This window comes from Pseudomonas sp. A-RE-19, from assembly GCF_019956555.1.
Lineage (GTDB): Bacteria > Pseudomonadota > Gammaproteobacteria > Pseudomonadales > Pseudomonadaceae > Aquipseudomonas.
Map to the genome: position 1 here is coordinate 184,031 of NZ_JAHBDQ010000011.1, position 23,155 is coordinate 207,185.

The following is a 23,155-nucleotide window of genomic DNA, read 5'->3' on the forward strand; positions in this document are numbered from 1 at the left end:
TTCCTACCGCTGCGCGTCTGGTGGCTATGCTATAGTTCGCGCCCTCATTTTTATCCCCGATGTGTTACCCGCCCACCATGACCAAACGTGAAGCTCCAATCTACAAGGTGATTTTCCTCAATCAGGGCCAGGTGTACGAAATGTACGCCAAGCAGATTTATCAAAGTGATCTGTGGGGCTTCCTGGAAGTGGAAGAGTTCGTCTTTGGCGAGCGCACGCAAGTGGTCGTCGATCCGAGTGAAGAGAAGCTCAAGGCTCAGTTCGAGGGCGTTGTGCGCAGTTTCGTGCCGATGCATTCGATCGTGCGCATCGACGAGGTCGAGCGCCTCGGCACGCCGAAAATCAGCGAAGCCCGCGGCGCGGTTGGCAATGTCATGCCGTTTCCGATGCCGATGCCTGAGAAGTAAGCCTTAGACCGAGTCGCCCCAATCGCGAGCAGGCTCGCTCCCACAATGGATCGTCTGTGAACACAATATTTGTGTAGGCCGCAGATCAACTGTGGGAGCGAGCCTGCTCGCGATTGGGGCAGTCAGAACAACACAGAAATCAGGGAAGTGGCGAAAACGGCGTACGCCCATCGGCGCTCTGCAATTCCATCAGGTATTTACGGAAAATTTGCCCCAGCACCTGGGTAGCGACTTCCAGATCTTCGCGGGACATTTTTTCGGCGACTTCGTCGGCAGTGTCCAGCGCGTCTTCGGCACCATTGACCGCGGCCATTTTCAGCACGATATAGGCCTGAACGTTATTGGCCGGTACGCCTTCGCCGTGAAAAAACATGGTGCCGAGTTTGAATTGCGCCTGGGCGTGGCCTTGCAGCGAGGCTTTTTCGAAGTAGCTCAGGGCTTGATTGAGGTCGCGCGGCGCGTTTTTGCCTTCGTAATAGAACTCACCCAACTCGTATTGCGCTTGCGCATCCCCTTCATCCGACGCTTTCTGACAGGCGGCGAGCGCTTGCGTCAGGTCTTGTGGCTGAGTATTGAGGGTGCAGCGACCCATCGCCGGGATCAACAACGAGTTGCCGCCTGCTTGTGCGAGCGCGAGCAGGGGCTGAAGGAGCAACAGGCAGCCCAGTGCAAGGGTGCGGCCGGTGCGGTTCATGGGAATCGACTTACCTCTGAGGGGCGCGCGGACCCGTCGAGGGATCCAATAAGCGCGCATTATGAAATAAGCGAGGCCAACCTTACAAAGTCTTTACTCGTTTTTCTGCTGCGCGGGGATTATATCGCCCACTTTGCGGGGGATTATTGGCAGATGAGTAGGAAAAATGGCGCGAATGTAGGTGAAAGCTGACGCTGGCAATCGCCAACGTCAGCGTCGCAGCTTTATTTCAGTGCGGCGAATGCGCGTTCGGCGGCATCCAGGGTCAGTTTCAGCTCGGTTTCGCCGTGGGCAATCGAGGTGAAGCCGGCTTCGAAGGCACTTGGCGCCAGGTACACGCCACCTTCGAGCATCAGGTGGAAGAACCGCCCGAACAGCTTGGCATCGCTGGCCATCACGTCATCGAAGGTCACGATGTCGTCGGCGCCGCTGAAATACAGACCGAACATACCGCCGGCCTGGGTGGTCACGAACGGAATGCCGGCGGCATCGGCGCGCTGTTGAAGGCCGTCGAGCAGGCGGCTGGTGTAATCGCTCAGCTCGGCGTGGAAGCCCGGACGACTGATCAGGCGCAGAGTGGTCAGGCCCGCCGCCATCGCCAGCGGGTTACCCGACAACGTACCTGCCTGGTAGACCGGTCCCAGTGGTGCGATTTGCTCCATGATGTTGCGTTTGCCGCCGAAACAGCCAACCGGCATGCCGCCGCCGATGATCTTGCCGAACGTGCTCAGGTCCGGCGTGACGCCGTAATGGGCTTGCGCACCGCCGAGGGCGACGCGGAAACCGGTCATCACTTCGTCGAAAATCAGCACCACGCCGTGTTTGTCGCACAGGGTCCGCAGGCCTTCGAGGAAACCTGGCGCTGGCGGTACGCAGTTCATGTTGCCGGCGACGGGCTCGACAATGATGCATGCCACATCCTGGCCGACTTCGGCGAGCATGGTTTCTACCGCATCGATGTCGTTGAACGGCAGCGTCAGGGTGTGTTTGGCGAATGCCGCCGGTACACCGGCCGAGCTCGGCACGCCTTGGGTCAGGGCGCCGGAACCGGCCTTGACCAGCAGGCTGTCGGAGTGACCGTGGTAGCAGCCTTCGAATTTGATGATGCTGTCACGACCGGTGAAACCACGGGCCAGACGGATGGCACTCATGGTTGCTTCGGTGCCGGAGCTGACCATGCGCACCATTTCCATCGACGGCACGATCGAGCAGACCAGGTCGGCCATCTCGGTTTCCATCGCGGTCGGGGCGCCGTAGGACAGGCCGTGTTCCAGCTGTTTGCGCACCGCGTTCAGCACGTCCGGGTGGCTGTGGCCAAGAATCATCGGCCCCCAGGAACCGACGTAATCCACATAGCGCTTGTCGTCTTCGTCGGTGACGTAGGCGCCTTCGGCGTGTTTGAAGAACAACGGCGTACCGCCAACGCTCTTGAACGCGCGAACCGGCGAGTTCACGCCACCGGGGATGTGTTTTTGGGCATTGGCAAACAGGGTTTCGGAACGAGACATGATCGGGCTCTCAAAAATCAGGATTTGAACAATTCGTTAAAGGCGCGGGCACGGCGCGTGACTTCAGCCGTGCTGTCGGCGCCAAACAAGCCATGGACCACCGCCAGCAGATCGACCCCGTGGGCCACCAGCGGGGCGGCGTTGTCCAGGGTGATGCCGCCGATCGCGCAGATCGGCAGGTGCAGTTTGCTGCGGGCCTGGTCGAGCAGTTCGAGGCTGCAGGCCGGCGCGCCGGGCTTGGTGTTGGAATTGAAGAAGCGGCCGAAGGCGACATAACTCGCGCCTTCTTTGGCGGCTTGTTCGGCGAGTTCGAGTTGCGCGTGGCAGGTCGAGCCGATGATTGCCTGGCGACCGAGCAATGCCCGAACCGGCATCAGCGGGCCATCGGTCTGGCCCAGGTGTACGCCGACGTTCAGGCGCGCGGCCAGTTCGGCGTCGTCGTTGATGATCAGTTGGGTCTTGTAGCGTTCGCACAGGTCGCGCAGGGCTTCGGCCTCACGCAGGCGGCGGGCCTCGTCGCTGCTTTTGTCGCGGTACTGCAACAGGGTGACGCCGCCTTCGAGCGCCGCCTCCACGTACGAAAGAAATTTACCGGCCAGTAACTGGCTGTCGGTAATGGCGTACAGGCCACGTAGTTTCATCGGACAAGCCTCATGGCGTTACGAACAGAAATCCAGCGGCAGGCGGCGCGGTACGAACTGGCCTTTGCCCAGTTGTTCCGCATCACGCAGGGTGCGCCAAGTGTAGTCAAGCGCGCTCTGTACGGCACTGACGAGGTGTTCGCCCTGCGCCAGGCGACCGGCGAGGGCGCTGGCCAGCGTGCATCCGGAGCCGTGATAGCTGCCGGGCAAGCGCTGGCAGGTAAAGGTTTCGCGGCGACCGTCGCGGCTGTACAGACGATTGTGGATTTCGTGTTCATCGCCATGGCCGCCGGTGATCAGCAGGTGTTTGACGAACGGCAGGAGTTTTTCAGCGCATTCGTCCGCGGTGCCTTCGGGCAGTTCGGCGAGGATGCGGGCTTCGGGAAGGTTGGGGGTGGCAATGATCGATAGCGGCAGCAGGCGCTCGCGCATGGCGTAGCCGACTTCGTCCTTGCCCAGTCGTCCGCCACCACCGGCGCGCAGCACCGGGTCGCAGACCACTGGCAAATGCGGGTGCGCCGAGAGCAGTTCGACCACGGTGTCGACCATTTCCAGGGAACCGAGCATGCCCAGTTTGACGGCGGCGACTTCGGAGTCGTTGAGCACAGCGTTGGCCTGGGCCAGCACCCACTCGCGGTCGAGAACGCGAAAGTCAGTGACGTTGACGGTGTCTTGCACGGTCAGGGCGGTGACGGCCGGAGCCGCATGGCAACCCTGAGCGAGCAGGGCTTCGATATCTGCCTGCAAGCCGGCGCCACCACTTGGGTCGTGGCCGGAGAGACAGAGGACAACGGGGCGAGAGCTGTAGATATTCATGGTGCGCGAGCTTACCACCAAACATGTTTTTCGGTATGCGAGTGCTGGAAAGATCAAAGGATCGCAGCCTTCGGCAGCGCCGACAAAGTTTTGTGTACACCTGTAGGAGCTGCCGAAGGCTGCGATCTTTTCTGGCGCACGCGCAGGCACCTGACCAAGCCTACAGCTCTAACTCAATATATAGAGCTGGAACGCTTGTTCTAGAGCCTTTGTAGGAAAAATTTCAATGGTGTTCAATGGCCACCAACGGCTATGCTAGAGTGGATCCAAACCAATAACAGGTAATACCGGTTTTACGTCTACTCAAAAGGAATGGGGGGCTTCCTGACAGAACCGGACAGGCCACGCTGGGGCTTAAATGCGCTATTTGCTGATGTTGCTGTTGTGCTTGCCCCTCCTGGCGAGCGCCGTCGAATTCGACGAGTTCACCCAGAGCCTTCCCCTGGGTCGAACGATGCAGATTTATGAAGACGCGGGCGGTCAGGCGACTATCGCTGATGTTCGTGCGCAAGCTGCGGCCGGACACTTCAAGCTCCACGATAAAGCCACCCTCAACGCCGGTTATTCGCGTTCGGCGTTCTGGTTGAAAATCGACCTGCAATACCGTCCGACCAACCCTGCGGTGCAACGGACCTGGCTGCTGGAGCTGGCCTATCCGCCCCTCGATCACCTTGATCTCTATTTGCCCGACGCTGGCGGTGACTATCAACTGGTCCGACAGACCGGCGATGCGTTGCCGTTCGCCAGTCGCGAGATCCGCCAGAACAACTACCTGTTCAATCTGAACTTCACGCCCGAGCAGGCGCAAACCGTTTACCTGCGTCTGCAAAGCGATGGGTCGGTTCAGGCGCCCGTCACCTTGTGGTCGAGCACCGCTTACCTCGAAGAGCAGCCGATCCGGCTCTACGTGTTGGGGCTGATTTATGGCGTGTTGCTGGGGATGCTGGTCTACAACCTGTTCATCTTCCTCAGCGTGCGCGACACCAGCTACCTCTATTACATCGTCTATATCGCCTCGTTCGGTTTGTATCAGCTGTCGGTCAATGGCGCGGCAGTGGAGTATTTCTGGCCGAACAATCCCTGGTGGGCCAACGCCGCGACGCCGTTTTTCATCGGCTGTTCAGGGTTGTTCGGCAGCCAGTTCGCCCGCCGCTTCTTGCAGACGGCCACCCACAGTCGCTGGCTCGACCGATTGTTGCTGGGGCTGATTGCGTTCAGTGCGCTGGTGGTCGGGTTGTCATTGATGACCAGTTACGCCCTGGCCTTGCGTCTGGCGACGATGCTGGCGTTGGTCTTTACCATAGTGATTTTCGCCGCCGGGATTTTCGCCTGGTGGCGCGGATTGCGGGTGGCGCGGTATTTCATCATTGCCTGGTCGGCGTTCCTGCTCGGTGGCATCGTCAACACGATGATGGTGCTGGGTTATTTGCCGAACGTGTTCCTGACCATGTACGCCAGCCAGATCGGCTCGGCGATCGAAGTGGCGCTGCTGTCCCTGGCCCTGGCCGATCGCATCAACTCCATGCGTGAGCAACAGGCACAGACGTTGTTCGATGCCGGTCAAAAGCTTGAAGTACTGAACCAGCAACTGGCTCACAGTAACAAGCTCAAGGACGAATTCCTCGCCACCCTGACCCATGAATTGCGCACGCCCATGAACGGTGTGATCGGTTCGCTGGAGCTGATGCAGACCGTCGAGATGAACCCTGAGCTGGAGCAATATCAGCAAACGGCCGCCGGTTCGGCGCGGGACATGATGCGCATGGTCAACGGCATCCTCACCCTGACCGAATTGCAGGCCGGCAAGCTCAAGGTCTATCCGGCCACGTTCAGTTTACGCAGCGTGGTCGAGGCTCTGCGCGTGCAGTTCGATGGCAATGCGTCGAGCAAGTCGCTGGACTTCAAGGTCGAAATAACGCCCGGGCTGCCGGATCGTTTGCACGGCGACAGCAGCAAGCTGACGCAATGCCTGGAATGCCTGCTGGATAACGCGATCAAATTCACCCGGGTCGGTGGGTTGGCGCTACGGGTGACGGGCAAACCGGTGGAGCCCGAGCGGCTGGCGCTGTCCTTTGCGGTGATCGACACCGGCATTGGCTTTACCGATTTGGGGGCGGCCACGTTGTATCAGCGCTTCTTCCAGCTCGACGGCTCGATGACCCGTGAATACGGTGGTCTGGGGGTTGGCCTGGCGATCTGTCGGCAACTGGTCGAATTGCTTGGCGGGCGCCTGAGCCACCGCTCGGAACCGGGTCGCGGCAGTCGCTTTCAGTTGGATGTCGAGTTCGAGCTGCCGGTGGTGGAATCCGAGCCCTCGATCACCCGGCAAGCCGCCGGCCTGCGATTGCCTCAGGACTGCACGGTGTTGCTGGTCGATAACAACGGCATCAATCAATTGGTGATGCGTGGCATGTTGCTCAAGCTGGGGTTCCGGGTGCGCACCGCCGACAGTGGCATCGCTGCGCTTGATCACTTGCAGCGTGAAACCGTTGATGCGGTGCTGCTCGACTGTCAGCTGCCGCCACTGGACGGTGCCTCGATCTGCAGCCGGATCCGCGCCTTGCCGGGTTACGCCGAATTACCCGTGTTCATGATTGCCCTGAGCGCGGACCGAGCCTGCTGCCCTGGCGGCACTTCGGTCGACTACCTGAACAAACCGGTGAAATTCGAAGATTTGCAGGCGGCGCTCTATCGGCGGGTGCTCTGTCCAGGGCAAGGCGAAAGCGCCGACAGTTAGGCAGATATGCCACTTTGTTCAACCTCGGGGCGGTGCTTAACTGAAAGTCCCTTGGCTGACCAAAGGAGCCCCGTCATGAACCTGCATCAGTTCGCCGAAACCCACGAAGTCACCAACCAGCCACCGTCGCTGGACGGCACGAACCTCTATCGCATCGACCTGCCGTTGCAGGAGTGGTCGCGGCGTTTCGATGCCGGTTGGGCCGAGTCGCGGATCGACGCTTACGGCGCATTGGCCGGCGGGCCGCTGATGGAGGCGGGTTTTGCGGCCAATCAGAACAAACCGGTGTTCGTCAGCCATGACCGTTATGGTCATCGCATCGACCTGGTGGAGTTTCACCCGGCCTATCACGAGTTGATGCGTACCGCGGTCGCGCACGGTTTGACCTCGTTGCCCTGGACCGACCCGCAGTCCGGCGCCCATGTCGCCCGCGCCGCCATGAGTTACCTGCACAGCCAGGCCGAGGCCGGCAGTGGTTGCCCGCTGACCATGACCTTCGCCAGTGTGCCGGCGATGCGTCTGCAACCGGACCTTGCCGAACAATGGTTGCCGAAAATCCTCGCCACCGAATACGACCCGCGCAACGTCGGCATGGCCCACAAGGCCGGGGTCACCATCGGCATGGCCATGACCGAGAAACAGGGCGGCACCGATGTGCGGGCCAATACCACCAAGGCTTATCCGGTCGGTGCCAGCGGTCCCGGTCAGGCGTATGAACTGGTGGGCCACAAGTGGTTTTGTTCGGCGCCGATGTGTGACGCCTTCCTGACCCTGGCCCAGACTGACAAAGGGTTGACCTGTTTCCTGCTGCCGCGCCATCGCCCGGACGACACGCGCAATCAGTTCTACATACAGCGGCTGAAGAACAAACTCGGCAACTGGTCCAACGCCTCCAGCGAGGTGGAGTTCCGTGGGGCCCTGGCGTGGATGGTCGGCGAAGAGGGCCGGGGCGTTCCGACCATTATCGAAATGGTCGCCATGACCCGCTTCGATTGCATGGTCGGCTCCAGCGCGCTGATGCGCCAGGCGCTGACCCAGGCCAGTCATCACTGCGCCCACCGCAAGGTAGGCGGCAAGCTGCTCAGTGAACAACCCTTGATGCAGAACGTGCTGGCCGACCTGGCCCTGGAAAGCGAAGCCGCCCTCGCACTCAGCCTGCGCATGGGCCGGGCGCTGGATCATCTGGATGACGACCACGAAGCGAAATTCGCCCGGCTGGTGACGGCGGTGGGCAAATACTGGATCTGCAAGCGCGCGCCCGCGATGATCAATGAGGCTGCCGAATGCATGGGCGGCGCCGGTTATGTCGAGGAAAGCATCCTGCCGCGACTGTACCGTGAGGCCCCGGTCAACTCGACGTGGGAAGGTTCCGGCAACGTGCAATGCCTCGACGTGTTGCGCGCGCTGTCGAAAGAGCCGGGTGTGCTCGATGTGCTGTTCAGCGAATTGGGCAATGGTCATGGCGATAAACGTCTGGCCACGCACATCAGCCAATTGCAGGCGGCGTTCAAGGACACTGGCGACATTCAATACCGCGCCCGTCAGCTCACCGAAGATATCGCCTTGGCCCTTCAGGCCAAGTTGTTGCTGGAGGCTGGTAACACAGCGGTCAGCGATGCCTTCATCGCCAGCCGCCTCGGCTCGGCCGGCCGGGTGTATGGAACATTGCCACGCGGGCTGGATGTGGAAGCGATTGTGGCTCGCTCGACCCCGCAAGGGTTGTGATTGACACCGAGCCAATGTGGGAGCGAGCCTGCTCGCGATAGCGGCGTGACAGTCGACTTCAATGTCGGATGTTACTCAGCCATCGCGAGCAGGCTCGCTCCCACACATTGGACCTCTGCGCTTCGCCATTGATGTACAACCAACACGCCACTGTTCCCGTGAAGCGACGATGCAGGCAAGATGAGGGTCTGCAAGTCAGAACACAGGAAGCTGATCGTGACCGAAGCGTTTATTGTCGTTCAAACCGCCGAGCAAGCCGTGGATCGGCTTGCTGCCCTGCACGAGCGTGCAACCACTGCGCTGAATCAGGCGCTCAAGCGCTATCTCAAGGATCGCGTCGAGCCGGACGCTGAGCAGCGTGCTCTGTTTCGTTATCCCGAGTTGCGTCTGACCTACCTTTGCCAGGGCGAAGTCCCACAGACCACTCGCGCCTATGCCAAGGTTCAACTGCCGGGAACCTACAGCGTCACCGTCACCCATCCCCGCGCCTTCCGCAAATACCTGCTGGAACAACTCGTCCCGTTGATGCACGACTTCACCGTGACCGTGGAAGTCGGCGTCAGTCAGCAGAACATTCCTTATCCGTACGTGGTCGAACAGGGCGATGAACTGGCCGGCTCCGGCGTCACCGCGGCGGTACTGGCGCGGGTGTTCCCGAGCACCGATTTGTCGGCCGCCACCGATGGCATCGCCGATGGCTTGTACGACTGGGAAAACACCGACCCGCTGCCATTGGCCTTGTTCGACGCCGCGCGGGTGGACTTCTCCCTGCGCCGACTGGTGCATTACACCGGCAGCGACTGGCGCCATGTGCAACCGTGGATTCTGCTGACCAACTATCACCGCTACGTCGACCAGTTCATCGTTCATGGCCTGGAGCAACTGCGCAACGATCCGCGTTTTGTGCGCATGGTGTTGCCGGGCAACGTGATCATCGAAAAGAGCATGGACCACGGCGAAGCCTCGGCGATTGCCGCGGGCGTGGTCTGGCATCGTTATCAGATGCCGGCCTATCACCTGATCGCCAGCGACGGCCATGGCGTGACCCTGGTGAACATCGGCGTCGGCCCGTCCAACGCCAAGAACATCACCGACCACCTGGCGGTGCTGCGTCCGCATTGCTGGCTGATGATCGGTCACTGCGGTGGCTTGCGTCAGTCGCAGACCATTGGCGATTACGTGCTGGCTCACGCTTACATGCGCCGCGACGGGATTCTCGACCGGGTCGTGCCGCCGAACATTCCGATTCCGGCGCTGGCCGAAGTGCAGATGGCGTTGCAGCAAGCGGCGGCCAACATCACCGGTGAGAAGGGCGACGAGCTGAAAAAGCGTCTGCGCACCGGCACCGTACTGACTTACGACGACCGTAATTGGGAGTTGCGCTGGGCGCAGGAGCGTCCGCTGATCAACCTGTCCCGCGCCGTGGCGGTGGACATGGAAAGCGGCACCATTGCCGCCCAGGGCTATCGCTTGCGGGTGCCGTACGGCACGTTGCTCTGTGTGTCGGATAAACCCCTGCACAGCGAAATCAAATTGCCGGGTTCGGCCAACGCCTTCTATGAACGCGCGGTCAGCCAGCATTTGAAGATCGGCATCGAAGCGGTGGATCTGCTGCGCACCGAGCTCAACTCGCTGCACTCGCGCAAACTGCGCAGCTTCGACGAACCGCCGTTCCGCTAACGGTTTGTCGTGGTCATTTGGCGGTCAGGGCAGGGCGTGCCATCGATTATTTCCACTGCGGTGGAAATAATCGATGGCACGCCCTAGCATTAGCAGCCCTGACCGTTAGATGTTCCTTTTCCCATGTCTCGTCCTCCACGTCCCGCTTCCCGCCGCCCTGGCGTGAAGCCTGCGCCATCCTCTTCAGCCCCGCGCCGTGTCGCCAAAGCGCCACCGGCCGAGCCGAAACTGATCCTGTTCAACAAGCCTTTCGATGTGCTGACGCAATTCAGCGACGGCGAGGGGCGGGCGACGCTCAAGGATTACATCGAGATTCCAGGGATTTACCCGGCAGGGCGGCTGGACCGTGACAGTGAAGGCTTGCTGCTGCTGACCAACGACGGCCAGCTTCAGGCACGGATTGCCGACCCGAAACACAAACTGGCCAAGACGTACTGGGTGCAAGTGGAAGGCGAACCGAGCGCCGAGCAGTTGCAGCGCTTGCGCGATGGCGTCGAGCTGAACGATGGCATGACATTGCCGGCCGAAGCACGACAACTGGATGAACCGCAACTATGGCCACGCAATCCGCCCGTGCGCTTTCGTAAAAGCGTGCCGACGAGTTGGCTGGAATTGGTGATTCGCGAAGGCCGCAACCGTCAGGTACGGCGCATGACTGCGGCGGTCGGCTTGCCGACGTTGCGTCTGGTGCGGGTCAGAATCGGCGACTGGACGATCGAAGGGCTCGATCAAGGCCAGTGGAAGGAAGTGCCGGCGCGCTTATAGAGTGCCGGATTCGATCAGACCGATTACCACGCTTTTGATCACGAATGCGGCCACGCCCAGCCCCAGTACAAAGAACAGAATGAACGAGCCGAAGCGCCCTGCCTTGGATTTTTTTGCCAGATCCCAGACGATGAATCCCATGAAAATGATCAGGATGCTGACCAGGCCAGTCATCATCCACTCTTCGAGTACTGCAGGATCCATTGAACATCTCCAGCGCGGGTGGGGCTAAAAAGGGCGGGGCGAGTATACGCCAAGGGAGATTGACGGGGCATTGACCTGCGTCGGTGTGTCGCAGTCATTCGTCGCCCTGACAGACGCCGGGTCCGCTCTTGTAGGAGCTGTCGACTGAAACGAGGCTGCGATCTTTTGATCTTGCTCTTTAAAAACAACATCAAAAGATCGCAGCCTCGTTTCACTCGACAGCTCCTACACAGCTCCTACAGAAGCGGGTCTCAATTGCGCAGGTGAGTGAGGGGCAACTCGGTGCTGTTGAGCACCTGGTTCAACACAAAACTCGACCGCACACTGGTCACCCCTTCAATCCGGGTCAGATGCCCAAGCAGTAGCTTCTGATAATGATCCATGTCCGGTACCACCACCTTGAGCTGATAATCTGCATCCATCCCCGTCACCAAGCTGCACTCCAGCACTTGCGGCAAGGTGCGAATGGCCGCTTCGAAGTTCTCGAAACGCTCGGGTGTATGGCGGTCCATGCCGATCAGCACGTAGGCGGTCAGGCTCAGGCCGAGCATTTTGCGGTCCAGCAAGGCGACCTGGCGGGTGATGTAACCGTCGTCTTCCAGTTGCTTGACCCGCCGCGAGCAAGGCGAAGGCGACAGGCCGATACGTTCGGCCAGCTCCTGATTGGAGATGCGCGCGTCACGCTGTAATTCCGCCAAAATGCTCAGGTCGTATCGGTCGAGTTTGCTCATCAATCAGGCCTTTGTCATAACTATTGCGGCAGATTATCTATCCTGAGTTAAAAATTGCGCAAGTGATGTTTATTTGAGCAATCTTCGCAATCCTCTGCCGCTGCTCCGGGCCTATTCTTATCACCAGAATCACTGCTCGGACAAACAGTCCAGTGCGGCTCGCCCAATCAGGCCAGCTGCGGCCGCCACCCCCACCGGGGATGTGTCGGCCCCCGAGCTACACACTGTCCAGAAGACGGCGTGAGGTGAGCCGACGTCATAAGCGTCGAGCACGGACGAAGTTCTCAAGGGGAGGCCGACGGGTCTCCCTTTTTTATTGCCTGCAATTTGTTGCTCGCCCTCAATAAATAAATGGCGTGACTGATAACCTGTAACAGAACCGGCCTGCGCTTTCCCAGTCTTACGTACAGGCCCTAACCCGCAGTGAGGAAAAGCATGAAGTCGCGCATCTGGCGTTTGGCCGGTGTTGGTTTGCTATGTGTGAGTGTCACTGCGCAATCGCTTGCCGATGAGCCGCAATACCGTGGTCCCGATGGTGGACAACGTGGGCCGGATCATCAGGGCAATGGCCAGGGCCATGGCGGTAACAATCAGCCTCGTCCGCAAAACAACGAAATCATTCGTGGCGACAACAGCCGTCAGTTCGAGCACAACGGCCAGAACCAGGGCGGTCAGTGGCAGAACCGGCCGTTGCATGAGCCCAATGCTCAGGGCCGACCGTTGCACGATCCCAATGCTCAGGATCGACCGCCGCAACAACCCGGTAACAATCTGCCGATTCAGGGCCGGCCCGATACCGTGCGCCAGACCCAGGAACCCCGGCATGGCTACTATCAGGACGAACCGCGGCGCAACAATGACAACCAGCACTGGCAAACCGGCAGTTCGGGCCCGCGTCACGATGACCGGCGCTGGCCCGGTCGCCCGGATGGGCACGGCAATGGCTGGGGCCCCGGCCCGCAATATCGCCCAGGGCAAGTGATTGATCGCTTCCCGGACCGCAACTTCCGCGTGCCGTATCGTGGCCAGGATTATTTCTATTCCGGCGGTTACTGGTATCGCCCGCAAGGCCCGCGTTACGTGGTGGTTCAGCCGCCGCGCGGGATCCGGGTCAGCTACTTGCCCGATTACGCACGTGAAGTGTGGATCGGCGGCGCGTTGTTGTTCCTGGCGGCCGGCGCGTATTACGTCTATCAGGAGAGCACTCAGGATTACGTCGTGGTCGAGCCCCCCGTGCAGCCGCAACCGGTCAGCAATGGCTACGACGTGGTGGCGTATCCGGCCAACGGCCAGTCGCCGGAACAGGTCAATCAGGACGGTTACGAGTGCTATCGCTGGGCCGTGGAGCAGAGTGGCTTCGATCCGCGCGCCGTCACCTATCAGCCGGATCCGTCGGTGGTGCAAGCTTACCGACAGGCCCAGGGCAACTGCCTGAGCAGTCGCGGTTATCAGGTGAGTTACTGAGCCCCGGCGGGACTCACCACTTCCTGCGGGTCGGCGTGCACCAGCACTTCGGCTCGCGGGTAGGCGGCGTGAATCGCATCGGCGGCTTGATCGCTGATGCCGTGGGCGACTGACAGGGTCAATTCCCCCGGCAACTCCAGATGCAACTGTACGAACCAATGGTTGCCGGAGATCCGTGTGCGCAGATCGTGGGCACCCAGCACGCCCGGCACGCTGCAGGCCAGTTCAAGCATGTGGCGGCTGACATCCGGTGGCAGTTCTTCATCCATCAGCACTGCAAAGCTTTCCCGGGCGATGTGAATGGCGCTCCAGAGGATGTAAGCGGCGATCCCCAGGCCGAACCAAGGGTCGACTTGATGCCAGCCAAACCCGGCCAGCACCAGGGCCACCAGTATGCTGCCGTTGAGCAGCAGGTCCGAGCGGTAATGCAAAGAGTCGGCGCGCACGGCGTTGGAGCCGGTGGCCTTGATCACCCGATGCTGCAATATCAGCAGGGCGACGGTCAGCACGAGGGAGAACACAATGACCCCGATGCTGAGCCACGGCGCACCCACCGGCTCTGGATGTTTCAGCCGTTCGATCGCCTGCAAGGTAATCAGCACCGCACTGCCGCCGATGAACAGTGCCTGCGCCATGCCCGCCAATGATTCGGCCTTGCCATGCCCATAACGATGATCGTCGTCGGCCGGGCGCAAGGCATAGTGCACGGCCAACAGGTTGAGCAGCGAAGTGATGCCGTCGAGGGCCGAGTCGGTCAGCCCGGCGAGCATGCTCACCGAGCCGCTCAACCACCAGGCGATGGCTTTGGCGACGATCAACGTGCACGCCACCGCCACCGAGGCGCGCGTCGCCAGCCGCAGCAGGCGGGCGTGGTCGGAGCTGGAGGTCATAGGTGCGGCTTTTCCTTTAAGGGTTCCTTCCTGCATGAATTATGCGGCCGGCTGCAGGCCAAACATGGCCAGTTGCTGGGTGCTGCCCTTGTGCTGGATCAGGCGTGGATCGTCCAGCGGGAAGCTGCGGCCCAGTTCACTTTCCAGAATAGTCTGCAACTTGTGGTTATCGACCTTGCCGTCGGCACCGATGGCTTCCTTGAGTTTTTCCGGAGCCACCTGGGCGGTCCGGCCGGGCTCGAAGTAGATGGCGCCAGTCGCAAAGTCCACCGCAAAGGCAATCAGGCCCGGAATGATATAGAACAGCAGGCCCACGGCATCCAGCGCGGCGATGGCCGGGTCGATCTTGCCGTCGATCTGGCCGCGGCGATCCGGGTAGAAAATCGAGCCGCAGGCGGTCATTTGGGTCAGCAAGGTCGCGACCAGTACACCGCCGATCAAGCGAAAGGAAGCACGCATATTAAATCTCCTGAGTCATCTGGGAACGAAGCATCGTCGATATGAATTAGGACCGCAACGAACGCCGTTATACTCGCGGCTCTGTTTGGGAGCCAGCATGATTTCTTTGCCGATTGATGAAGTTTTACCCGCCCTGCGTGAAGCCCTCGCTACACGGCATGAAGCCGTGCTCGAAGCACCGCCCGGCGCCGGTAAAACCACCCGCGTGCCATTGGCCTTGCTCAACGAGCCGTGGCTGGCCGGGCAGACCATTCTGATGCTCGAACCGCGCCGCTTGGCCGCGCGGGCGGCGGCGGAGCGGTTGGCCAGTGAGCTGGGCGAGAAAGTCGGCGAAACCGTGGGCTACCGCATTCGTCTCGACAGCAAAGTCGGCCCCAGAACGCGCATCGAAGTGGTGACCGAAGGCATCCTCACCCGGCGCTTGCAGGATGACCCGGCACTGGAAGGCGTGGGCTTGCTGATTTTCGATGAGTTCCACGAGCGCAGCCTCGACGCCGACCTGGCGTTGGCCCTGAGTCTGAATGGTCGGGAGCTGTTTCGTGACGATCAACCGCTGAAAATCCTCTTGATGTCGGCAACCCTGGAAGGCGAACGCCTGGCCGGGTTGCTGGACGATGCGCCGATCCTGCGCAGCGAAGGTCGCATGTACCCGGTGGCGATGCGCTGGAGCCGGCCGTTTCAGCCCGGTGAATTTATCGAGCCCAGGGTGGTGCAGACCATCCTCGACGCGCTGAATGATGAAACCGGCAGCCTGCTGGTGTTCCTGCCGGGGCAGGCGGAGATTCGTCGGGTGCATCAACAATTGATCGATGCGCTGGGTGAGGGCACACCGGTGTTGCTGTGCCCGTTGCACGGCGAACTGGATCTGACGGCCCAGCGTGCGGCGATTGAGCCGGCGCCCGCGGGCAAGCGCAAAGTGGTGCTGGCCACCAACATCGCCGAGACCAGTCTGACCATCGACGGCGTGCGCGTGGTGATCGATGCCGGTCTGGCGCGAGTGCCGCGTTTCGACCCAGGCAGCGGCATGACTCGCCTCGACACGCAGCGCATTTCTCGCGCCAGCGCCACGCAGCGCGCGGGGCGGGCTGGGCGTTTGGAGCCCGGCGTGTGTTATCGCCTGTGGTCGCAGGATCAGCACGAGCAACTGGCGGCTTATGCCAGTGCGGAAATTCTCTCCGCGGATCTGGCCGGGCTGGCCTTGCAACTCGGTCGTTGGGGCGTGACGCCGGGTCAATTGGTTTGGCTGGATATCCCGCCCGCAGCGGCTTATGCACAGGCTCAGGATCTGCTTGAACGTTTGGGCGCGCTGGAGGGTGAAGCGCTGACCCGTCACGGTCAGGCGATGGCTGAACTGCCGGCCCATCCACGGATCGCCCATTTGCTGTTGCGTGGTCAGGCGCTCGGTCTGGCCGACATGGCCTGCGATGTCGCGGCACTGCTCGGTGAGCGGGATATCTTGCGTGGCGCTGGCGCGGACCTGCACAGTCGGTTGGTGCTGCTGTCCGGTGAAGAACGGGCCGCTCGAGGTGCGCAGGGCGGCGTGCAACGGGCCCGGCAACTGGCGCGGCAGTATCGCGGTTACCTGCGTGGCAAAGCGACGGAGCCGGTCAGCGATCCCGGGCATCCGCGCTGGCTCGGCGCGTTGCTGGCGTTGGCTTATCCGGATCGGGTCGCCCAACAGCGACGGGCCGGTGGCGCTGAATATCGACTGGCCAACGGTCGTGCCGCGCTGTTCGCCGAAGCGGACAGCTTGATGAAACAACCGTGGCTGGTGATCGCCGACCTGGGCAGTCGTCAGGGCCAACGTGAAGAACGGATTTATCTGGCGACGGATTTCGATCCGGCGCTGTTCGATTCAGTGCTGGCCGAGCAGGTGCGTTGCATCGATCAACTGGATTGGGATGAGCGTGAAGGCGTGCTGCGGGCCGAGCGTCAGCGCAAGGTCGGCGAGTTGATTCTTGGTCGTGAGCCGCTGACCGGCCTCGACGAAACCGCTCGCAGCCAGGCGCTGGTGAATCTGGTGCGACGCAAAGGTCTGGAGCTGTTGCCCTGGACCCCGGAGCTGCGTCAGTGGCAAGCGCGGGTGGCGTTGTTGCGCCAATTGGACCTGAACAGTCAGGGGCAAAGCGAGTGGCCGGATGTCAGCGACGCTGCACTGCTCAAAAGTCTCGAACATTGGTTGATGCCGTATCTGGGTAAAGTCTCGCGGCTCAGTCACTTCGCCAATCTGGACCTGTCGAGCATCGTTCACAATCTGCTGCCGTGGCCGCTGCCGCAACGGCTCGAAGAGCTGGCGCCGCATCATTTGAGTGTGCCGTCGGGCTCATCGATTCGCCTGGATTACAGTGAGCAACCGCCGATTCTGGCGGTGCGTTTGCAAGAGTTGTTCGGCCTGGCCGAGACGCCGCGCATTGCTGGTGGCCGGCAGGTGGTGAAATTGCATCTGCTGTCCCCGGCGCGGCGGCCGGTGCAGGTGACGCAGGACCTGGCGAACTTCTGGCGCAGCACCTACGCCGAGGTGAAGAAGGATTTGAAGGGGCGTTATCCGAAACACTATTGGCCGGACGATCCACTGGTGGCCGAGGCGACTGCGCGGATCAAGCCGCGTAAAAGCTGAAGATCAAAAGATCGCAGCCTTCGGCAGCTCCTACAGGGGATCGCATTCAAATGCAGGCGCTGCCGAAGGCTGCGATCTTTTTCACTTGCGCCGCAAATCTAGGGCGCTGCCGGCAACAGAAACCGCGCAATCACCGGCAAGTGATCGGAAATGCGCAACGTATCGTCCTGCCTTACCCGCGCCTCGACGCGTTTGATGTGTGGGCTGTAAAACAGATAGTCGACAGTCCGGTCCGGGCCGTTCAAGCCCGGATCGTTCGGGTAATGGGTCAGCCATTGCGCCCGATCGATACCGCTGGCTTCGTTGTTGTTGGGAATCATCGGGTACTTGTCCCACAGCACATGCAGCGCGCTGTCGGCGGAGTAGGGCGTGCGTTGCTCGGCAGGCAGGCGTCGATACTGACCCAGCGGCAACAGGTTGAAATCTCCACCGATCAACCATGGCGTGCCGCGGCTTTCGTACTTGTCGAGGACCTTGGCCACGGCCGTCACCTGGGTTTGCAAGGTTTCGTCGGGCTGGGGGGCGCGGTCCAGATGGGTATTGAGCACGGCCATCTGGCCGCCGTTGTGCAATGGCAGGTAAGTGACCAGCAAGGCGTTTTTCGGCTTGAACTGACGGCTGATGAAATTGGCCGGTGCGACCGGTAATTGCAGGCGTTCGGCGTGTTCGATCTGGTAGCGGCTCAGGGTTGCCAATTGCCGGCCAACGCTGCCGAAGATGTGCGGTTCAGGCACGAAGTCGGCTTTCCAGTCGAAGGCCTGGGCTGTGCATGGATACAAGTCGGTGACCCGATCCTGAAGCAATTTGAGCTGGTTCTGGTAGTCGCTGGCCTTGGCGCCGTCATCGAGCTCCTGCAACAGCACGATGTCCGGTTGCTCGTCGCGAATGACCCGCGCCACTTCGTCGAGGCTGAAGGCCATGTCTTCAGGTGTAGGGCTCTCGTCATCCCCCGCGGCCAGATCATTCCAGAATACGTAGCGCTTGCCTGCCAGGTACTGGACGTTCCAGGTCATCACCTTCAGTGCCTGCCCGGGCACCAGTGTCGGCGCCTGGGCGCTGCAACTGACCGGCAGCGCTTCCTTGGCTTCGGGGCGCCAGGTCAGGCTGTAGATCAGCGATGCAATCAGGCCGATGGCAATCAGCAGGCCCAGCAGGGTGTAGCGCAGTAGACGGGTCATGGCTCGGCTTATAGCGTTACAAAATTGACCCCGAGCATAACCGAGAGCAGCGCCCAAGCCCAAGGGTAGAGCGGTCAGAGCCGCTCATCAGATTTCTCGGGCACATCGCCGATCAGCATGAACAAGCGGAACAGCACCACGCTGGTGAACAGTTGCAGGAAGCTGTGGGCGCTGTCGATCAGCAGCGAAATCACCGGGTTCTGCGGGTCGGGGTAAACCGCCAGCGTCGCCCCCTTGAGCACCCACAGCGGGCCCATCACGCAGAGAATGCACACCAGAATGCGCAGGAAATGCCCGCGGGTCAGGCGCAGGCTTTCCTTCATCGCCGCCAGCGGTGCCAGGCCGCGCAGCACCAGCAGGTATTCAGCGAATGCGAGCGTCACCATCAGCCAGATGCCCGGCAGGAAATACAGCGACAGGCCGATCAGGATCAGCAGGGTATTGAGGGCAGTCAGCACGGCGAAACGTGGCCACAAGGTGGCAGAGGTCGCCAGCAGGTCGCGGATGCGCGGTGATTCGCCACGGCTGCGGGCGTCGAGAAACAGGATCAGCGCGGCGGTGTACAGCGGATACACCAGCAAGCCGACAATCACACTGATGCCGGGAAAGCTGTCCGGTTCGGTGGAGTGATCGACCACTTGTTGCAGCAGCGCCTCGAGGATCACCAGCGGCAGGCACAGCTGCACGATCTGGCTCAGATTGCGCTTGAAGAAATACAGAGAGTCACGCAGCACATCGAACGAATTCATCAGTCGGTATCGCAGATTGAAAGCAGTGCCTCACTTTAACCGATGAAACCCTCAGGGGCGCAAACGTAAACGTTCGGTAAAGGTCATTGAAACATCCTGTATCAGCCCCATTACTGGTGAGCACCTTATCCACGGTGGATGAGGGCGACGATATTCCCGGCAATCTACGAGGTCGCCATGAACAGCGAAGAACAAACCCTGATCGATGGACTGTTTTCCCGGCTGCAACAGGCCGAAACGGATTCAGCCCCGCGCGACGCCCAAGCCGAGGCGCGGATCAAGGAACACCTGACTCGCCAACCAGCGGCGGGCTATTTCATGACCCAGGCAATTCTGGTGCAAGAGGCAGCCATCAAGAGCCTCGACGAACAGAACAAGCAACTCACCCAACAAGTCCAGCAATTGCAGGCTGAACTGCAATCGGCCAAGGCGCAGGCAGCGGCGCCGGCACCCAGCAGCGGCGGCTTTTTGTCGAGCATCTTCGGTGGTGCCCCCCGTGACGCGCAGCCTGCGCCGACTCAAGGCGCAGCCCCTTCTAATGGCGGCTGGCGTGAGCCAGGGCGGCCATCGTTCAGTTCGCAGCCGCAGCAAAACTTCGGAGCGCCGGCTGCTCAGCAGAACTTCGGGGCGCCGCCTCAACAGAATTACGCACCGCAACAACCTGTCGGCAGCGGTTTCCTTGGTGGCGCGTTGAAAACGGCAGCGGGCGTGGCGGGTGGCGTGATGCTGGCGCAAGGTATCAGCAGCCTGTTTCACCACAATCAGCAACCGGAAGTGGTTGAAGTCATCAAGGAAGAGCCGGCGCGGGTCAACGACCAGAGCGACAGCGGCAACGGCTGGGGCGAGGATCAGCGCGTGGCGGACAACTCCAGCGATCAAGGCGGGTTCGCCGACGCCGATTACAGCGATGACAGCTCATCGTTCTTCGGCGACGACGATTCCTTCGTCTGATACATCTGTGGCGAGGGAGCAAGCTCCCTCGCCACACGGCCGATTATTCGCGGAACAATCCTTCGGGCTGGCATACTGGGCAACTTTTCGGGCCTGGTGCCTGATCCTGCCCGCGCTTCGGCACGCCCAAGAGGATGTACGGTGAAAAAAATCGCAGTGTTCGCCGATGTCCAGAATCTCTATTACACCGTGCGTCAGGCCTATGGTTGCCACTTCAACTACGCCGCGTTGTGGGCTGACGTCAGTAAAGAGGGGCAGATCGTCGAGGCCTATGCCTATGCGATCGATCGTGGCGACAGCAAGCAGCAGCAGTTTCAGCAGATCCTGCGCAACCTCGGTTTCATCGTGAAGCTCAAGCCCTACATCCAGCGCAGCGACGGTTCGGCCAAAGGCGACTGGGACGTGGGCATTACCCTCGACATCATGGATGCCGCCGACCATGTCGACGAAGTGGTGCTGGCCTCCGGCGACGGTGATTTCGACATGCTGCTGGAACGCATCATCAGCAAGCACGGGGTGCAAGCGGTGGCCTATGGCGTGCCGGGTCTCACGGCCAACTCGCTGATCCGCGCCGCCAGCCGTTACGTGCCGATCGAAGGCGCGTTGCTGCTCAAGAATTGATTTTTACGGAGTTGAACCAGGTTTGGAACGCATAGCAGTCATCGACTTTGAAACCACCGGGATCTCCCCGAGCAGCAGCTGCCGGGCCACGGAAATTGCCGTGGTGATCCTTGAACAGGGGCGCATCGTCGAGCGTTACCAAAGCCTGATGAACGCGGGCGTGCGGGTGCCGGCCTTCATCGAACAACTGACCGGCATCAGCAACGCCATGTTGCGCACCGCGCCCTCGGCCGAGCAGGTGATGAATGAGGTCAACGAATTCGTTGGCATCACCCCGCTGTTGGCCCACAACGCTGCGTTCGACCAGAAGTTCTGGGACTACGAGCTCGGGCGAATCAAGCGCACACGCCTGCAGAACTTTGCCTGCTCGCTGTTACTCGCCCGCCGCCTGATGCCCACCGCGCCGAATCACAAACTCGGCACCCTCACCACGTTCGCCAGCCTGCCCGATACCGGCAAGGCTCACCGGGCCATGGCCGATGCGGAAATGGCCGCCAACCTGACGGCACATCTGGCGCAAGAACTGCGGCAAAAGCACGGGCTGCGGGAGTTGTCCCATGATTTGTTGTGCAGTTTGCAGAAAGTGCCGGCGGCGAAGATCAATGAGCATCTGAAGCGGCATCGCGGGTTCTGACAGAAACACCACTGAACCCCTGTAGGAGCTGTCGAGTGAAACGAGGCTGCGATCTTTTGATCTTGATCTTAAAAGTCAAAAGATCGCAGCCTCGTTTCACTCGACAGCTCCTACAGGAGAACTACTTCCCATTCCCTTCCAACTGCCCCAACGGCACGCGCTTCTCGATGGCGCTGGACAGCACGATCGAGGTCTTGCTGAACCCGAACGTGGCGATCCGGTTGATCAACTCTTCCAGCTCCGGCATCGAGCCCACCGCCGCTTGCATGATCACGCAGGGGTCGCCGGTGACGCGATGGCATTCGGTGAGCTGTGGGATTTTGATCAGTTCGTCGTAGGCTTTCTGGTTGCCGTGCTGGTTCAGGCGCAGTTCGATGACGCACTGGATCGGCAGGCCGATTTTGGACATGTCGACTTTCGCCTGGTAGCCGGTGATTACCCCGCAGGCTTCAAGTTTGGCCACCCGCTCGGCCACCGCCGGAGCGGACAGGTTCACCTTGCGCGCCAGTTCGGCGTAGGACGCACGACCGTTTTCCAACAGAGCGCTGAGGAGCATGCGGTCGTATTTGTCCATCATGGCATTCCTGAAAAAGACTGACTTTCGAAAGCACGGTTTATAGCGTTGAACACCGTGTTTTGAAAAGTGTACCGGCGCTATAAACAGGTTTTGTAACTTATTTTTCGCCGGTGGCCTTTCTAGAATAGCTGCTCTCCTTGTCTTGTTCTCGAGCTGCCCATGCCTGGCATACGCCGTTTTTCCTTACCGCTGATCGCTGCTTTTTTCGCGCTGTACGTAATTTGGGGATCGACCTATCTGGTGATTCGAATCGGCGTGCAGTACTGGCCACCGTTGTTGCTCGGCGGTATCCGCTTCGTCATCGCCGGTACGTTGATGTACGCGTTCCTGCGCTGGCGCGGGGCACCGGCACCCACTTGGGCGCAGTGGAAAGCGGCGGGGATCATCGGCATTCTGCTGCTCACTTGCGGTAACGGTGCAGTGAGCGTCGCCGAGCATACGGGCGTGGCCTCCGGCGTTGCCGCATTGGCGGTGGCGACGGTGCCGCTGTTTACCTTGCTGTGTGGATATTTCTGGGGCGCGCGTAATACCCGTCTCGAATGGGCCGGGATTGTGCTCGGGCTGATCGGCATCGCCATGCTCAACCTCGGTTCAAACCTGCAATCGAGCCCGTTGGGTGCGGCGTTGTTGGTATTCGCGGCAGCGTCCTGGGCATTCGGTTCGGTGTGGAGCAAACACCTGCCGTTGCCTCAGGGCCCGATGGCCAGTGCCGTGGAAATGCTGGTGGGCGGCGTGGCGTTGTTGATCGGCAGCGCGGTGAGTGGCGAGCACCTGGAAAGTCTGCCGCCGATCGAAGGCTGGGCGGCGCTGGCGTACCTGACCGTCTTCGGTTCGATCATCGCCTTCAACGCCTACATGTACCTGTTGAAGCACGTGCGTCCGGCAGCGGCCACCAGTTATGCCTACGTCAACCCGGCGGTGGCGGTGTTGCTGGGTATCGTGTTTGTCGGCGAGAGCATCGGTATCGAGGAAGCGCTGGCCATGGCGGTGATCATCAGTGCCGTGGTGCTGATCGGGTTGCCGCAGTGGCGCCGGGGTGCAGATCGGCCTGCCGTAGTGGTGCCGACAGAATCCCGCGCGAATTAGGGTAAACTGCGCGCCATTGCA

22 protein-coding genes are annotated in these 23,155 nt (G+C 60.9%); 11 read left to right on the plus strand and 11 right to left on the minus strand.

Annotated features, from left to right (window positions below):
* The first annotated feature begins 77 nt into the window (after positions 1-77).
* Complete coding sequence (locus KGB14_RS08985; protein ID WP_007894425.1) at positions 78-407, plus strand: DUF1820 family protein; 330 nt, start codon at positions 78-80, stop codon at positions 405-407.
* 139 nt (positions 408-546) lie between these two features.
* Here KGB14_RS08985 and KGB14_RS08990 read toward each other — a convergent pair whose 3' ends face one another.
* The 4 genes from KGB14_RS08990 to KGB14_RS09005 all read right to left on the minus strand — a co-directional run bounded on the left by KGB14_RS08990 (position 547) and on the right by KGB14_RS09005 (position 4,066).
* Positions 547-1,101, minus strand: a complete 555-nt coding sequence (locus tag KGB14_RS08990) for a tetratricopeptide repeat protein (RefSeq protein WP_223485774.1) — start codon at positions 1,099-1,101, stop codon at positions 547-549.
* Positions 1,102-1,325: 224 nt separating this feature from the next.
* Complete coding sequence (hemL, locus tag KGB14_RS08995) at positions 1,326-2,609, minus strand: glutamate-1-semialdehyde 2,1-aminomutase (protein WP_223485776.1); 1,284 nt, start codon at positions 2,607-2,609, stop codon at positions 1,326-1,328.
* Between the two features lie 17 nt (positions 2,610-2,626).
* Positions 2,627-3,250, minus strand: coding sequence for a thiamine phosphate synthase (thiE, locus tag KGB14_RS09000; protein WP_223485778.1), 624 nt, complete (start codon positions 3,248-3,250; stop codon positions 2,627-2,629).
* An 18-nt stretch (positions 3,251-3,268) separates the two neighbouring features.
* Positions 3,269-4,066 carry a hydroxymethylpyrimidine/phosphomethylpyrimidine kinase gene (locus KGB14_RS09005; protein WP_030129523.1) on the minus strand — a complete coding sequence of 266 codons (798 nt, stop codon included), beginning with the start codon at positions 4,064-4,066 and terminating at the stop codon, positions 3,269-3,271.
* 358 nt (positions 4,067-4,424) lie between these two features.
* On the opposite strand from KGB14_RS09005, the gene KGB14_RS09010 reads away from it, so the two are divergent.
* The 4 genes from KGB14_RS09010 (at position 4,425) to KGB14_RS09025 (ending at position 10,973) form a co-directional block, all read left to right on the plus strand.
* Positions 4,425-6,803, plus strand: a complete 2,379-nt coding sequence (locus KGB14_RS09010; RefSeq protein WP_223485780.1) for a hybrid sensor histidine kinase/response regulator — start codon at positions 4,425-4,427, stop codon at positions 6,801-6,803.
* Between the two features lie 75 nt (positions 6,804-6,878).
* Positions 6,879-8,528, plus strand: coding sequence for an acyl-CoA dehydrogenase family protein (locus KGB14_RS09015; protein ID WP_223485783.1), 1,650 nt, complete (start codon positions 6,879-6,881; stop codon positions 8,526-8,528).
* 180 nt (positions 8,529-8,708) lie between these two features.
* The gene (gene amn / locus KGB14_RS09020) at positions 8,709-10,208 is read left to right on the plus strand and encodes an AMP nucleosidase (RefSeq protein WP_223485785.1); all 1,500 of its coding nucleotides are present in this window, start codon (positions 8,709-8,711) and stop codon (positions 10,206-10,208) included.
* A gap of 123 nt (positions 10,209-10,331) precedes the next feature.
* Entirely contained in the window at positions 10,332-10,973 is a 642-nt protein-coding gene (locus KGB14_RS09025; RefSeq protein ID WP_223485788.1) for a pseudouridine synthase, read from the plus strand.
* On the opposite strand, the gene KGB14_RS09030 is transcribed toward KGB14_RS09025, so the two are convergent.
* Complete coding sequence (locus KGB14_RS09030; protein WP_007894445.1) at positions 10,968-11,177, minus strand: DUF2788 domain-containing protein; 210 nt, start codon at positions 11,175-11,177, stop codon at positions 10,968-10,970. The genes KGB14_RS09025 and KGB14_RS09030 overlap by 6 nt on opposite strands.
* A 251-nt stretch (positions 11,178-11,428) precedes the next feature.
* A complete protein-coding gene (locus KGB14_RS09035) occupies positions 11,429-11,908 on the minus strand; it encodes an Lrp/AsnC family transcriptional regulator (RefSeq protein ID WP_030129517.1) in 480 nt (159 codons plus the stop codon).
* 435 nt (positions 11,909-12,343) lie between these two features.
* On the opposite strand from KGB14_RS09035, the gene KGB14_RS09040 reads away from it, so the two are divergent.
* The gene (locus KGB14_RS09040; RefSeq protein WP_223485790.1) at positions 12,344-13,372 is read left to right on the plus strand and encodes a DUF6515 family protein; all 1,029 of its coding nucleotides are present in this window, start codon (positions 12,344-12,346) and stop codon (positions 13,370-13,372) included.
* Here the strand turns inward: KGB14_RS09040 and KGB14_RS09045 are convergent.
* Positions 13,366-14,262 (minus strand): cation diffusion facilitator family transporter, encoded by an 897-nt coding sequence (locus KGB14_RS09045; RefSeq protein ID WP_223485792.1) that lies wholly within the window; start codon positions 14,260-14,262, stop codon positions 13,366-13,368. The two genes, KGB14_RS09040 and KGB14_RS09045, sit on opposite strands and share 7 nt — an antisense overlap.
* A 39-nt stretch (positions 14,263-14,301) precedes the next feature.
* Positions 14,302-14,721: a polyribonucleotide nucleotidyltransferase gene (locus KGB14_RS09050; protein WP_223485794.1), complete on the minus strand. Its 420-nt coding sequence runs from the start codon at positions 14,719-14,721 to the stop codon at positions 14,302-14,304.
* A 97-nt stretch (positions 14,722-14,818) separates the two neighbouring features.
* On the opposite strand from KGB14_RS09050, the gene hrpB reads away from it, so the two are divergent.
* Positions 14,819-17,338 carry an ATP-dependent helicase HrpB gene (hrpB, locus tag KGB14_RS09055; protein WP_223485796.1) on the plus strand — a complete coding sequence of 840 codons (2,520 nt, stop codon included), beginning with the start codon at positions 14,819-14,821 and terminating at the stop codon, positions 17,336-17,338.
* Positions 17,339-17,436: 98 nt separating this feature from the next.
* Here hrpB and KGB14_RS09060 read toward each other — a convergent pair whose 3' ends face one another.
* Together KGB14_RS09060 and KGB14_RS09065 are read right to left on the minus strand one after the other, a co-directional pair.
* Entirely contained in the window at positions 17,437-18,516 is a 1,080-nt protein-coding gene (locus tag KGB14_RS09060) for an endonuclease/exonuclease/phosphatase family protein (protein WP_223485798.1), read from the minus strand.
* Positions 18,517-18,590: 74 nt separating this feature from the next.
* Positions 18,591-19,265, minus strand: coding sequence for a YciC family protein (locus KGB14_RS09065; RefSeq protein WP_223485800.1), 675 nt, complete (start codon positions 19,263-19,265; stop codon positions 18,591-18,593).
* 177 nt (positions 19,266-19,442) lie between these two features.
* Between KGB14_RS09065 and KGB14_RS09070 the strand changes: the two genes are divergently transcribed.
* The 3 genes from KGB14_RS09070 to KGB14_RS09080 all read left to right on the plus strand — a co-directional run bounded on the left by KGB14_RS09070 (position 19,443) and on the right by KGB14_RS09080 (position 21,471).
* Positions 19,443-20,216 carry a DUF2076 domain-containing protein gene (locus KGB14_RS09070; RefSeq protein ID WP_223485802.1) on the plus strand — a complete coding sequence of 258 codons (774 nt, stop codon included), beginning with the start codon at positions 19,443-19,445 and terminating at the stop codon, positions 20,214-20,216.
* A 141-nt stretch (positions 20,217-20,357) separates the two neighbouring features.
* Positions 20,358-20,837 (plus strand): NYN domain-containing protein, encoded by a 480-nt coding sequence (locus KGB14_RS09075; RefSeq protein ID WP_030129509.1) that lies wholly within the window; start codon positions 20,358-20,360, stop codon positions 20,835-20,837.
* A 22-nt stretch (positions 20,838-20,859) separates the two neighbouring features.
* The gene (locus tag KGB14_RS09080; protein WP_223485804.1) at positions 20,860-21,471 is read left to right on the plus strand and encodes a PolC-type DNA polymerase III; all 612 of its coding nucleotides are present in this window, start codon (positions 20,860-20,862) and stop codon (positions 21,469-21,471) included.
* A 121-nt stretch (positions 21,472-21,592) separates the two neighbouring features.
* On the opposite strand, the gene KGB14_RS09085 is transcribed toward KGB14_RS09080, so the two are convergent.
* A complete protein-coding gene (locus tag KGB14_RS09085) occupies positions 21,593-22,045 on the minus strand; it encodes an Lrp/AsnC family transcriptional regulator (protein ID WP_223485806.1) in 453 nt (150 codons plus the stop codon).
* A gap of 162 nt (positions 22,046-22,207) precedes the next feature.
* On the opposite strand from KGB14_RS09085, the gene yedA reads away from it, so the two are divergent.
* Positions 22,208-23,134 carry a drug/metabolite exporter YedA gene (gene yedA / locus KGB14_RS09090; protein WP_223485808.1) on the plus strand — a complete coding sequence of 309 codons (927 nt, stop codon included), beginning with the start codon at positions 22,208-22,210 and terminating at the stop codon, positions 23,132-23,134.
* Positions 23,135-23,155: the final 21 nt, after the last annotated feature.

Coding starts and splice junctions, on each gene's coding strand:
- yedA (WP_223485808.1), top strand. CDS start 22,208: ATGCCTGGCATACGCCGTTTTTCCTTACCGCTGATCGCTGCTTTTTTC.
- hrpB (WP_223485796.1), top strand. CDS start 14,819: ATGATTTCTTTGCCGATTGATGAAGTTTTACCCGCCCTGCGTGAAGCC.
- KGB14_RS09035 (WP_030129517.1), bottom strand. CDS start 11,908: ATGAGCAAACTCGACCGATACGACCTGAGCATTTTGGCGGAATTACAG.
- KGB14_RS09040 (WP_223485790.1), top strand. CDS start 12,344: ATGAAGTCGCGCATCTGGCGTTTGGCCGGTGTTGGTTTGCTATGTGTG.
- hemL (WP_223485776.1), bottom strand. CDS start 2,609: ATGTCTCGTTCCGAAACCCTGTTTGCCAATGCCCAAAAACACATCCCC.
- KGB14_RS09015 (WP_223485783.1), top strand. CDS start 6,879: ATGAACCTGCATCAGTTCGCCGAAACCCACGAAGTCACCAACCAGCCA.
- KGB14_RS09030 (WP_007894445.1), bottom strand. CDS start 11,177: ATGGATCCTGCAGTACTCGAAGAGTGGATGATGACTGGCCTGGTCAGC.
- KGB14_RS08990 (WP_223485774.1), bottom strand. CDS start 1,101: ATGAACCGCACCGGCCGCACCCTTGCACTGGGCTGCCTGTTGCTCCTT.
- KGB14_RS09065 (WP_223485800.1), bottom strand. CDS start 19,265: ATGAATTCGTTCGATGTGCTGCGTGACTCTCTGTATTTCTTCAAGCGC.
- KGB14_RS09060 (WP_223485798.1), bottom strand. CDS start 18,516: ATGACCCGTCTACTGCGCTACACCCTGCTGGGCCTGCTGATTGCCATC.
- KGB14_RS09025 (WP_223485788.1), top strand. CDS start 10,332: ATGTCTCGTCCTCCACGTCCCGCTTCCCGCCGCCCTGGCGTGAAGCCT.
- KGB14_RS09045 (WP_223485792.1), bottom strand. CDS start 14,262: ATGACCTCCAGCTCCGACCACGCCCGCCTGCTGCGGCTGGCGACGCGC.
- KGB14_RS09050 (WP_223485794.1), bottom strand. CDS start 14,721: ATGCGTGCTTCCTTTCGCTTGATCGGCGGTGTACTGGTCGCGACCTTG.
- amn (WP_223485785.1), top strand. CDS start 8,709: ATGAGGGTCTGCAAGTCAGAACACAGGAAGCTGATCGTGACCGAAGCG.
- KGB14_RS09005 (WP_030129523.1), bottom strand. CDS start 4,066: ATGAATATCTACAGCTCTCGCCCCGTTGTCCTCTGTCTCTCCGGCCAC.
- thiE (WP_223485778.1), bottom strand. CDS start 3,250: ATGAAACTACGTGGCCTGTACGCCATTACCGACAGCCAGTTACTGGCC.
- KGB14_RS09085 (WP_223485806.1), bottom strand. CDS start 22,045: ATGGACAAATACGACCGCATGCTCCTCAGCGCTCTGTTGGAAAACGGT.
- KGB14_RS08985 (WP_007894425.1), top strand. CDS start 78: ATGACCAAACGTGAAGCTCCAATCTACAAGGTGATTTTCCTCAATCAG.
- KGB14_RS09010 (WP_223485780.1), top strand. CDS start 4,425: ATGCGCTATTTGCTGATGTTGCTGTTGTGCTTGCCCCTCCTGGCGAGC.
- KGB14_RS09070 (WP_223485802.1), top strand. CDS start 19,443: ATGAACAGCGAAGAACAAACCCTGATCGATGGACTGTTTTCCCGGCTG.